A 10,767-nucleotide genomic window follows, 5' to 3' on the forward strand; every position below is an offset into this window, starting at 1 on the left:
CCGCCGAATATCGCCTTAAAATCAAAGGCGCTTTTCATGATCATATCAAAGACGGTGGGGAGTTTGTCAAAATTTAAGCAGATCGCGATAAAGGCTAGCAGGATATAGGCAAGTGCCATGAAAGGCACGATATATGAGCTAACCTTGCCGATGACGTGGCTCTTGCTAAAAAACATCACCGCCGCAAATGCCGTTAGGATAATACCGATACCAACCGGCAAGCCGCTATCGCTAAAGCTCGTAGCGCCAGCGCTTTGGTCGTAGTAAATTTGAAAGGCGGAGGTCATAGTGTAGCTTTGTAGGCCGTTAAATCCGTATGCGTACGTGATGATGAGAATGACGGCAAAAAGGCTCGCCATCCACTTGATGCCCAGGCCGTTTTTGATGTAGTATGCCGGGCCGCCTTTAAAGCCGAATACGTCTTTGGTCTTGTAAATTTGAGCTAGCGTACTCTCGGCAAATGCCGAAGCTGCGCCCAAAAACGCCATCAAACACATCCAAAATAGCGCGCCCGGGCCGCCCGCTACGATAGCAGCGGAGATGCCGGCGATATTTCCGATGCCTACGCGCGAGGCGGTGGAGATCATAAGCGCTTGAAAGGACGTGAGATGGTGCTTGTTGTATTTGTCCTTTTTCTCGACTAAAACCTTGCAAGCCTCGAAAAACATCCTAAACTGCACGAATCTAGTAATATAGCTAAAATAAATACCGGTAAGAACGAGCACGATAACCAAAAAATAGCCGTATAAAAAGTCGTTGGCTAGCGACATCTCGTCGTTCATAAATTTTAAAATTTTATCCATCAACCGTCATTCCTTCAAAATTACTTCGCGCCTATCTTGACGCCTTTCATCGAATTTGCCAGCAGTCCGATCGTTGTACCGTTGTGCAAAACGGCCGTTGCGATAGGGTTAAAGAGTCCAAACGTAGCGCCTGCTAGGATGAGCGAGTTTATACCGACGGTAGCGTTAAAATTCGTATTTATCAGCCTCATAGTTTTATTTGCGACGTCTTTTGCGACGGCGACTGAGCCGATGTCGTCTTTTAGCAGGCTTATGTCGGCGGTGGCTTTTGCTATATCGGCGCCCTTTTGCATGCTGATGCCTACGTGCGCTTTGGTGAGGCTTGGCGCGTCGTTGATGCCGTCTCCGACGAAGGCTACTTTTTTGCCTTCGGCTTTTAGCTGCTCGATGATGCCCGCTTTATCGGTAGGTAGGCAGTTTGCATAGACTCTATCGATGCCTAGCTCGCTTGCTACCTGATCGGCTTTAGACTGCACGTCGCCCGTTAGCATTATCAGCTCTTTTACGCCTAGTTTTCGTAGCTTTGCTAGCGTCTGCGCGGCGTTTTCTCGCATGGTGTCGCGCATGGCGATGACGCCTAAGAGCTCTTTGTCGTAGCCTACGTAAAGTAGCGTGAGTCCGCTGCCTACTTCACTTTTTATGATTTCTTCGTGTTTGCTAAATGAAATTTGCTCGTCGTCCTCTAAAAAATGCCGCGAGCCGATCACGACCTCTTTGCCGCCTACGTATGTTTTGACTCCGTGAGCAACGATAAACTCGACCTCGTCGTGGTGGATGTGGTGAAAGCCTATCTCGCGCGCGGCCTTTACGATAGCTTCGGCTACGGGGTGAAAGTAGTGCTCCTCAGCGCTTGCGGTCAAATTTAACAGCTGCGCTTCAGTAAATTCTTTGTTAAACGAGTGAACCTTGACGACGCTTAGGCTACCGTGCGTTAGCGTGCCGGTTTTATCAAATACGAAAGTATCGGCGCTCGCTAGCGCTTCGATAGCTTTGGCGCCTTTTATTAGTACGCCGTTGCGGCCGGCTTTTGAGATGCTTGATTTAAATGCGACGGGAGTGGCTAGCTTTAGCGCGCAGGAGTAGTCCGCCTGCAAGACGCTAGCTACGCGGGTCATATCGCGGCTAAGCAGATACGAAACGCCGGCTAGACTTAGCGTCACTGGCACTAGCTTGTCGGCTAGCTTCGTGGCTTTTAGTCCGACGGCCGATTTTTCGTTTAGCGAGCTTTGGATGTAGGATTTTATCCTAGCAGTCGCGCTCTCGGCTGCTATGCTCTCGGCCCAGATTTTTATGCGCCCATCCTCGACGACGGTTCCGCTCATAACGCGGTCTCCGCGCTCTTTTTTGACGGGTTCTGCTTCGCCCGTCATCGAGACTTGATTTACGCTTGCGGTGCCCTCTACGATGTAGCCGTCGATGCCGATGCTCTCGCCCGCGCCGACAACCACGATGTCGCCCACCTTGACGTCGGCGGTCGCGATTTTTTTGAGGGATTTTTTACCGTGATCATTTATCTCGATCCAGACCTCTTCGATGTTTGGGCGGGCTAGCTCTTTGATGAGGTCGTCGCTGCGGTGCACGGCGCTTTCTTCCATGTATTCGCCGATAGTTAGCATGAGATTTGTGCTATTTGCCGCTAAAAAGTCGCGCCTAGCCAGGCTCACGCCAACCGCAGTGGCTTCGAGTACCTTTGAGGTTATACCCTCGTTTACGGCTTCGCTTGCGCCTTCTTTTAGTAGTGGCGCGGCGGCTATCAGGCTAGCCATAGCTTTTACGCCGTTGCTATTTATGAGAGGCGTGATGGCTAGAGCCGTTGCTGCCTTGTAAATTTCAGCCTTGCTCGGGCTATTTTTGCGCTTGTTTAAATTTGCGATCGGCAAATTTTCGATGAACTCTTTGATCTCGTTTAAATTTGACTCAAAGCCGACGATAATACTTTTTGCTTTTTTGTTTACCCTGACGCTTTTTGCGTACCTAAACTCCGAAATTTGAGCCTCCAGGCGGCTCTCGTCACAGTCCTCGCCGATGCGTTCGCAGACGAAGCGCACGCGGTTTTTAGTCAGGTGCGCGATGCGAACATTATTTTTGGGAGTCAATTTCGGCCTTTACATCTTCAAATCGCTCTTTTAGTTCTTCAAATCCTGCTTGAAGCAAATTTGATCCTTTTGCGATAGCTGAAAATAGCGCTTTTTGCGCGTTTTCGTTTGTTAGCACGTATGCCACGACGCCGCCTATGAGCGCACCTTTTATAAAGCCTGCCGCATTAAAATTTGCAGGGATGAAGTCCTTTAGTGCGTCGTTTATACCGCGATCAAAAGCGCTTGGCGCGCCGGTAGTCTTTACCGTCGTAGTCGTAGTCGTCGTGCTGCCGTCATCGTTTAGCTGATTTACTGTTTGAGTTTGATTGATGTATGGGTTTTTCATTTGCTTTCCTCTAAATTTTTGATTAGTTTCTCCGTCGCAACCACGCCTGCGATACCGACGGCAACGGTTGCCGCAGCCGCAAGATAGCGTGCCGAGACTAGTTTGTTTGATGCGCTGATAGCGCACGCCGTGACGATACCGCCTTGGATAGCGATTTTAGTCGTTTTGGCTACGGCCTGCGTCTTGCTGACCTTGCCTTTTTTATAGTTTAGTATTTCTACGCCGCCCGCTGCTATCGCGCCGATTAGCGCGCCGCTTATCATATGATCTACTGGGAGTCTGGTTGTTGATGTTAAATTCATTCTATACCTTTATTATTTTTCTAAATTCGGTTCAAGCGCGTTTGCGATATCTTCGGCTAGGCTTTCGGTTTGCTCGGCTGCTTTTGCCGGAGCTTTTTTAGCTCTTGGAGCGCTTTTTTTCTTAGATTTTGTTTTTTTGGCTTCTTTTTCAGCGGCTACTTCGGCGCTCGTGCGTCTTTTGCGTTTTTTAGTTTCGGTTTCTTCTTCGCTTGTTTTAGCAAATTTTTTCTCGGCGTACTCTTTTGCTTCGCCTATTTTTTTCTCGGCAAATTCTTTTGCGTTTTCGGCAAACTCTTTGCCTTTATCTAGTCCGCTTTCAAGGGTTGATTTGATTTTGTCTTTGTTGTTAAAAGCCGCGACGGCTAAACCTCCTAAGATTGCTCCTGCGATAAACGGTAATGCCATTTTTTATCCTTTATGTTGAATTTTATTCTTTATCTTTATTTTTGTCTAAATTTTTACTGAGCATCATGCTAGCTAGTCCGCCAAGCGCCAAACCGCCGAAAAATGAAAAATTCGGATTGTTTAAAAGCGCGATAGCGTCCTCTTTGCTGCCTTGTCCAGAGCCTATGCGCTCTAGCGTTTGGCTGATTTGATTAAAGCTGCTTGGATCAAAAGCGTTTAAGATATTTTCGCTCGGATTTTGAGCCGTTTGCGCTTGCTCCTCTTGGTTTGCATTATCCGCTCCTTGAAACTGCGCGGCTAAAATTTGAGCCAGTTTTGCTTTGAGAGCCGGAATGTATTCGTTGTTTGACGTAGCCCAGAGCCTAAAGCAGACGTCTTTAAAGTTTTCATCGCTCAGGCTGTCGGTCAAATTTTCATAAAACGCATTTAGCTCAAGCTCGTAGTTTAGCGCTTTTATAAAACAAGCATCAAGATCCTCGCACGCTAAAGCGCAAAAAACTTGCGAGTCGGCGGGGTCTGCGTATGGCTTTAAAAGCTCTAGCCCACTTTGCCTCACCGCTAAAATTTGATCAAAAATTTCATCTTTTTTGCAGACGTTTTCGTAAAATTTTACTCCCTGCGACTCTAGTAAAAACACCGCATTTGCGGCTTGCTTTAGCTCCTCGTTCATCTTGCGCCGCCAGTAGCTTTTTGAGCTAGATTATTGATGAGGGCTGAAATTTCGTGTAAATTTTCGCCTTTTAGCAGATCGTCCCACATCTTTTTCGGGAAAACTTCGTGGTCGTACTCAATCGTTGCAGAGCCGATTAGCTTATTAAATTTGACGTTTTTTATGCCGTCTATTTGCTTGATCGTTTGATCTATTTTTTCTAACGGCAAGCTGTCCGCTTCTTTTTTGATATCGCTGCTGACGCGGACTCTTAGGCGGCCTGCGACGTGGTGGATCGGCGTGAAATACGAAGCTATGCGTAAGACTAACTCCGATGGTATATGTGGCGCTGCGCTCATGTTTCTCCTTTGTTTTTTGACGTATTATCTATTTGCTACGCTTAAATTTAACTGAAACTTTTTTGCATATCGTTATCAAATCATTTTTGATAAAGAGGCGCAAAAAATGCTATTTGTTTTGACACTTTGGACAAATTCCGTATAAAATCATCGCATGGCCTTCGAGTTTGAAACCTAAATTTAAACAAATTTGCTCTTGTTTTTCTTCTATATATTTATCGAAAAAACTCTCCGCCACGCCGCATTTTATGCAGATTAGATGGTCGTGATGCGACTTTAAATTTAGCTCGAATCTATTTATCCCGCTCTCTTCAAAGCTAAGAACGAGTCCGAAATCCTGCAAAAAATTTAAAAACTGATAGATCGCCGTGAGGCTCACGTTTCGTCTAAATTCGCTTTTGATCTTATTTTGTATTTCGCTCGCACTAAGGTGCTCGTCGCTGGAAAATAAAATTTTTAAAATTTGCTCTTTTGCGGCGGAATTTTTATATCCGTAATCCCGTAAAAGCTCTAAAAATTTCATATAAAATTTATCAAAAGTGTGCATTTTGCCGCCGTTTCAGCCAATTAAAATTAATTTTTATTATAGTAAAAAAAAGCTGATAATGCGATAAATTTAAGACCAATTCTCAAAAAATGGGGATTTTGACTAAGCGGTTATAAAGGTTATTTTGGCATAATTCCGCAAAAATTTTAAAAGGGAAGCCATGACATACGACGAACTAGAGCTTGAAGCGGTTTTGCTGGAGGTTTTGGAAAACCGAGGTAACTTTGAATCGCTTGACGATGAAGAGCTTTTCGAGCTTATCGAAGAGGTCGCAAAATACACGGACGGAGACTATGAAGAAGCGTTTGAATATATGACGCAGTTTTCGCCAATCAACAAAAAGAGATTCGTCTCTCTTTATACGGTTTAGCCGCTAGGCCAAACCGTTTTTTCCTTTTAATTATTTAAAATATTTATTCAATACTTCTTTTAGCGTTTTTGTATATCTTGAGTCTTTCGGAGAGTTGTTGTAGATATCTTCCATATCGTACATTCTATCGTAATAATCATATGTAGCCTCTTTGTCGACCACGATTAAAGATGTATTTATGCTAACGCCTGCAAAAAGGCCTCTGCTTTTACCTCTTAGCGTAGCCCAAGCCGAAATTTCAGGTAGGTCGCTCATTACGCCGGCTTTTTCGCCGGCGGCTAGCACTACGGCATCGGCGCTAAGATCGATTTGGCCTTTACCGTTTATTAGCCCGGCATATGACCTTCTTGATTTAAACAGTACAACAAGGTCGGTTGATTTATAGCCGCCCTGCAGGCCTATACCGCCGCCTTTAAAATTTATAAATATCGGGCTGCTCCATTCATTTTCATCGTTTCTGCCGACGAATATACCATCTCCAGTATGCGTCGTCACCACTAGCCCGCCGCTAACCACATCAGGGATAACCATGATGCCTCTTATTTCGCTAGTATCTTTTAAATTTAGCAGTTTTCTAGAGCCCAAATCGTTTAAGATATCAAATGAAGTTCGTACTTTTTGATTTTGCGTAAAATCCGCATAAGCAAGCTGACCGAGCAAAAGCGCGCAAGCGGTAAGCTTTAAAAATCTTTTCATTTTCGTTTCCTTTTTCGTAAAATTTACCCGCTATTATAGTATTTTTTTATTAAATTTAAAAATTATTCGTTAAATTTACGTAAAGGATATAAATGAAAAAGATTTTTTTGGCTGTTTTGATATGTTTAAATTTGAGCGCAAAAGGACAGGGCGGTACGCCTAGCGAGACTCAGACGATCGTAAACGGCGACGTGGAGATAGTGCGGGTGGAGGCGAAATTTGCAGGAAATTTAAGCATCGATGGCAAGAAAAAGCGCTGGCTTAACGTGCCAGGGGATGAAAATTTAAAATTTGCCATCGTTTCCGCGGGATACCGCCAAAAAGGCGAGATCAAGCTAATAAACGGGCTTAAAGGCGGCGATGAGACGATGGTTTTTAAGATCGTAGAGGGCGAATACAAAAAAGAAAAAATAACCGTCGAGGGCAGCAAGGTGACGCCTCCAAAAGAGGTACTAAAGCGTATCGAGGAGGAGCGCGAGGAGGCGAATAAAATCTACGCCACGGCTAATGTCGGGCTAAAATTTAACTCCAAATTTATCCTACCTATGAGCTCGGCAGTTACGAGTCCGTTCGGTACCGCGCGCGTATTTAACGGTACTTTAAAAAGCTACCACGGCGGCACGGACTTTAGAGCGGCGGTCGGCACGTCCGTGATCGCGGCAAACGACGGCGTAGTCGTCATCGCAAAAGATCGCTACTACGCGGGCGGATCCGTGGTTATAGACCACGGCGAGGGCATTTACACGCAGTACTATCATCTAAGCGCGCTAAACGTAAAAGTTGGACAAAGCGTCAAAAAAGGCGATATCATCGCGCTTAGCGGTGCTAGCGGACGAGTGAGCGGGCCGCACCTGCACTTTGGCGTGATCGCGGGCGGCGTGCAGGTAAATCCGCTAAATTTCGTCAAAAAAATCAACGAAATTTTAAATTAACATTTTTTTCACGACTTTTCTTTAAACTTCGCTCATCTTTTTAAAGGAGAGAAAATGAAAAAAGTAGTTTTGATTAGTATGCTGGTTGCGGGCGGACTTTTTGCCGCGTCGCTTGAAAATAGCACAAATGACGAGCTTTATAAAATGGTCGCAAATGCCGATGCTAAGACGCTTAGCGAGGTAGCGTTTGAGATAGACAAACGCGCTGGCAAGCTAAGATACGAGGCAAAAGAGGTTAAGCGCGGGCTAAAAACCGAGATGGTAAAGAAAATGGATGCTATGAGCGTCGCTGATAGGCAAAATTTCATGCAGGATTTTCGAAAAAGCTACAATGACAAGGTTGGCTCGCTAAGCGTGGCGGAGGCTAAAAGGCTTGATATCGAGCTAAAAGACGATGACGACGATGATTTTCACAAGAAATTTAAGCACGATTTTAAGGGCGGATTTATAAAAGATAAAGACGGCAAAGGGCCGCATATGCCGCAAAATAAAGAGTAAATTTGGCTTTTGCGAGGCGAATTTTCGTTTAAATTTGCGCGAAAATTTGCTCCGTTTTTTACAAATTTAAGCACTTTGGCGACGACGTAAATTTATGAAATTTTACCTTCAAATTTAGATGAAATTTGATAAATTTACGCAGGATTTATTTGTAGCTAAATTTGAGCGCGAGCGAGCGAATTTAAGGTCAATTTAAAGCGTTCAGTGAAATATCGCACGCAAACGAGCCTTGCAAGCAGGATAAATAAAACCCGAAAATCAAGCGGATAAAACGCCGTAAAACGACAAAAACAAACGAAAACGGAGCTAAAATGAGTAAAATTTTGATCGTCGAGGACGAAAATATGCTGCTTGAGATGATGTGCGCGTATTTGCAGGCTCAGGGCTACGAGACTGCGGGCGCGAAAAGCTACGACGATGCGTTAAATTTGGCTTATGAAAGCAACTTCGATCTTTGGATATTTGACGTCAAGATCATCGGCGGCAGCGGCTTTGCGCTACTTGAGGAGCTGCGAAACGCGGGCAAAAATACGCCTTGTATATTTACGACCTCGCTAAATACGCTTGACGACGTGCAAACCGGCTTTACTAGCGGCTGCGACGACTACATCAAAAAGCCGTTTGAGCTAAAAGAGCTACATCTGCGCGTGCAAAATTTGCTAAAACGCACCTTCGTGCATAACAAAAACGAGCTGGTAAATCTGGGCGAAAATTTGGGCTTTGATATGAATCAGGGTTTGCTATTTCGTGACGGCAAGGCTGTCTCGATGCCTAAAAAACAGTCCAGACTGCTCGCGCTTTTGCTAAAAAATCAGGATAAATTTTTAAGTAGGGAGGAGATTTATTCTCAAATTTGGGACTACGACGAGAGCCCTAGCGAGCTTAGCCTGCGCGTTTATATCGCAGAGCTGCGTAAAATTTTAGGCAAAGAACGAATCGTTAGCGCATCAAAGCTAGGCTATAAATATGTTTAAGCTTTTTGTAGCCACTCGGCGGCTTGGGTTTTGGGCCAAAAACGCTACTAAATTTACGCGATATTTTTATGAAATTTGTGGCTCTAGATTTCAAAATTTAGCGGCAAATTTGATTAAATTTACCGCTAACGCGTGGCAAAGGGCAGGGGGCGAGTTTCAAATTTTATCCAAATTTACGCAAGATTTTTGCCGCTTTAGGCTTCAAATTTTACGTCCGCAAAATACCCTCAAATTTAACCAAAAAGGCGGCAAATGTCCTTGCTAAAACCTCTTAAAAAAGCCTTTGCAGCACTATCAGACCGTCAAATCTTACCTATTTTTTTGCTTTATTTTATCACGAGCGCCGCATTTTTGGTCTTTTTCGCGCAGATGTTTTACGAGCGCGAGAAGCATTTTATACTAGATCGCGACGTATTTATCGTGCGAGATTTGCAGCATCACCTGCAAAATAAACTACAAAAAAACGGCGAGATAGACGACGATGATTTCGACGACGTCGAAGCTTTTGCCGTAAATTTAAAAACGGGCGAGGAGATTGAGGATGATTTTGAGCCGCGCGAGGGCATGCCGCAAAGGTATAAGGACGGAACGAGTTCAGTGGTGCAGTTTTATCTCAAAAATCGCCTCGGCGAGGAGGAGTACTATGTCGCAGTCAAGGTCGCAGATCCCGAGTTTGCGATTCTCACGCTAAAACTAAAGATAATATTTTTCTCGTTTATGATACTTCTTGCTATTTTAGTCATAGCTTATTTTATCATCCGACTTTCGCTGCGTCCGCTTTACCGTCGTATCGACTTTTTAAACGGCTTTATCAGGGACACGACGCACGAGATAAACACGCCTCTTAGCGTCATTTTGATGAGTATCGAGATGTTTGAAACCGATCCGAAAAAATATCTAAACAACATAAAAACCGCCTCCAAAACGATCTCGACGCTATACGAGGACCTCACGCTAGTAAAGCTTAGCGGCAAAGAGGACGGCGCGGCGACGAGCTTTAGCCTAAGCGAGCTGGTGCGCGAGAGGATCGGGTATTTTGGGCTAAATTTGGAGCAAAAAAATATAAATTTAAGCACGCAAATCGCCGAGGTGCAGCTGCGCTCATCCTATAAAAAAACGCGAAAAATCATCGACAATCTACTAAGTAACGCCATAAAATACTGCGACGAAAACGGCTCGGTAAGCGTAAATTTAACCCCTGGTGCGCTCGCGATCTCAAACAGCGGTGCAGGTATCGCGAAGGAAAATTTGCCGCGGATTTTTGATCTTTACACGCGGTTTGACGAGCGAAACGGCGGCTTTGGTATCGGGCTTCACATCGTTAAAACATTTTGCGAGGAACTCGGGTTTAAAATCTCGTGCAAAAGCGGCGGAGGGCTAACGGAGTTTCGCGTCGGTTTTGGCGGCAGCGCGACGAAAAATTAAGAGGACGGCGCAAGGTCGGTTTTTGAACCGTAAATTTAAACCTGCTTTTATGGCGTCGAATTTAAGCAGGTTTGATTTACGGTTTTGCGAGATGAAATTTGGTTTTCGTATCGCCTAATCCGCATGATTTTTGAATTATCTTAATGCTTAATCTTTCCGCAACCGATGGCTTTAAATTTGGCGTAAAAGCAAGATAAATTCTGGTAAAATTTGCGATAAAACTATAAAGGAAAATAAGTATGGGTAAGCGGGATGAGGCGCTAAATTTAGCGCTAGATTTCGAACGCGACGGCTTTAGGGTGCCCGGTTTATACGAGCGATTTTGGCAGCTGCAAGGTGATGCGGCGGCGTATTTTACGCTAGCGGACAGCCTGCTGCGTGGG

The 10,767-nt window shown here is 44.8% G+C and carries 15 protein-coding genes; 6 read left to right on the forward strand and 9 right to left on the reverse strand.

All coding sequences use genetic code 11. The features are described from left to right. The 8 genes from Q0314_RS04695 to Q0314_RS04730 form a co-directional block, all read right to left on the reverse strand. The coding region (locus Q0314_RS04695; protein WP_298057100.1) for an alanine:cation symporter family protein at positions 1–782 on the reverse strand (782 nt) is incomplete at its 3' end. 41 nt (positions 783–823) lie between these two features. Further along, entirely contained in the window at positions 824–2,899 is a 2,076-nt protein-coding gene (locus Q0314_RS04700) for a heavy metal translocating P-type ATPase (protein ID WP_298057070.1), read from the reverse strand. Next, a complete protein-coding gene (locus Q0314_RS04705) occupies positions 2,883–3,227 on the reverse strand; it encodes a hypothetical protein (protein WP_002952117.1) in 345 nt (114 codons plus the stop codon). Before Q0314_RS04705 ends, Q0314_RS04700 begins: the two co-directional genes overlap by 17 nt. Further along, a complete protein-coding gene (locus Q0314_RS04710) occupies positions 3,224–3,529 on the reverse strand; it encodes a Cys/Met metabolism pyridoxal-phosphate-dependent enzyme (RefSeq protein ID WP_231679322.1) in 306 nt (101 codons plus the stop codon). Before Q0314_RS04710 ends, Q0314_RS04705 begins: the two co-directional genes overlap by 4 nt. Positions 3,530–3,541: 12 nt before the next feature. Next, positions 3,542–3,934: a hypothetical protein gene (locus Q0314_RS04715; protein WP_298057073.1), complete on the reverse strand. Its 393-nt coding sequence runs from the start codon at positions 3,932–3,934 to the stop codon at positions 3,542–3,544. 22 nt (positions 3,935–3,956) lie between these two features. After that, entirely contained in the window at positions 3,957–4,604 is a 648-nt protein-coding gene (locus Q0314_RS04720) for an aminotransferase (RefSeq protein WP_298057075.1), read from the reverse strand. Next, positions 4,601–4,942, reverse strand: coding sequence for an HMA2 domain-containing protein (locus Q0314_RS04725; RefSeq protein WP_002952126.1), 342 nt, complete (start codon positions 4,940–4,942; stop codon positions 4,601–4,603). The genes Q0314_RS04720 and Q0314_RS04725 overlap by 4 nt, the downstream gene beginning before the upstream one ends. Before the next feature lie 109 nt (positions 4,943–5,051). Further along, positions 5,052–5,489, reverse strand: coding sequence for a Fur family transcriptional regulator (locus Q0314_RS04730; RefSeq protein WP_298057082.1), 438 nt, complete (start codon positions 5,487–5,489; stop codon positions 5,052–5,054). Positions 5,490–5,649: 160 nt separating this feature from the next. Between Q0314_RS04730 and Q0314_RS04735 the strand changes: the two genes are divergently transcribed. Further along, entirely contained in the window at positions 5,650–5,859 is a 210-nt protein-coding gene (locus tag Q0314_RS04735) for a hypothetical protein (protein WP_002945385.1), read from the forward strand. Between the two features lie 30 nt (positions 5,860–5,889). On the opposite strand, the gene Q0314_RS04740 is transcribed toward Q0314_RS04735, so the two are convergent. Then, on the reverse strand, positions 5,890–6,555 hold the full coding sequence (locus Q0314_RS04740) for a lipid-binding SYLF domain-containing protein (RefSeq protein WP_298057084.1): 666 nt from the start codon (positions 6,553–6,555) through the stop codon (positions 5,890–5,892). 92 nt (positions 6,556–6,647) lie between these two features. Between Q0314_RS04740 and Q0314_RS04745 the strand changes: the two genes are divergently transcribed. The 5 genes from Q0314_RS04745 to Q0314_RS04765 all read left to right on the forward strand — a co-directional run bounded on the left by Q0314_RS04745 (position 6,648) and on the right by Q0314_RS04765 (position 10,384). Beyond that, the gene (locus tag Q0314_RS04745) at positions 6,648–7,487 is read left to right on the forward strand and encodes a M23 family metallopeptidase (RefSeq protein ID WP_298057087.1); all 840 of its coding nucleotides are present in this window, start codon (positions 6,648–6,650) and stop codon (positions 7,485–7,487) included. A gap of 54 nt (positions 7,488–7,541) precedes the next feature. Next, positions 7,542–7,985: a DUF1104 domain-containing protein gene (locus Q0314_RS04750; RefSeq protein WP_298057090.1), complete on the forward strand. Its 444-nt coding sequence runs from the start codon at positions 7,542–7,544 to the stop codon at positions 7,983–7,985. 311 nt (positions 7,986–8,296) lie between these two features. Then, positions 8,297–8,959 carry a response regulator transcription factor gene (locus Q0314_RS04755; RefSeq protein WP_298057093.1) on the forward strand — a complete coding sequence of 221 codons (663 nt, stop codon included), beginning with the start codon at positions 8,297–8,299 and terminating at the stop codon, positions 8,957–8,959. Next, positions 8,952–9,224, forward strand: coding sequence for a hypothetical protein (locus tag Q0314_RS04760; protein ID WP_298057096.1), 273 nt, complete (start codon positions 8,952–8,954; stop codon positions 9,222–9,224). The genes Q0314_RS04755 and Q0314_RS04760 overlap by 8 nt, the downstream gene beginning before the upstream one ends. Next, the gene (locus tag Q0314_RS04765; protein ID WP_298057098.1) at positions 9,212–10,384 is read left to right on the forward strand and encodes a HAMP domain-containing sensor histidine kinase; all 1,173 of its coding nucleotides are present in this window, start codon (positions 9,212–9,214) and stop codon (positions 10,382–10,384) included. Before Q0314_RS04760 ends, Q0314_RS04765 begins: the two co-directional genes overlap by 13 nt. Positions 10,385–10,767 lie beyond the last annotated feature (383 nt).

Source organism: uncultured Campylobacter sp. (assembly GCF_938040115.1).
Taxonomy (GTDB): Bacteria; Campylobacterota; Campylobacteria; order Campylobacterales; family Campylobacteraceae; genus Campylobacter_A.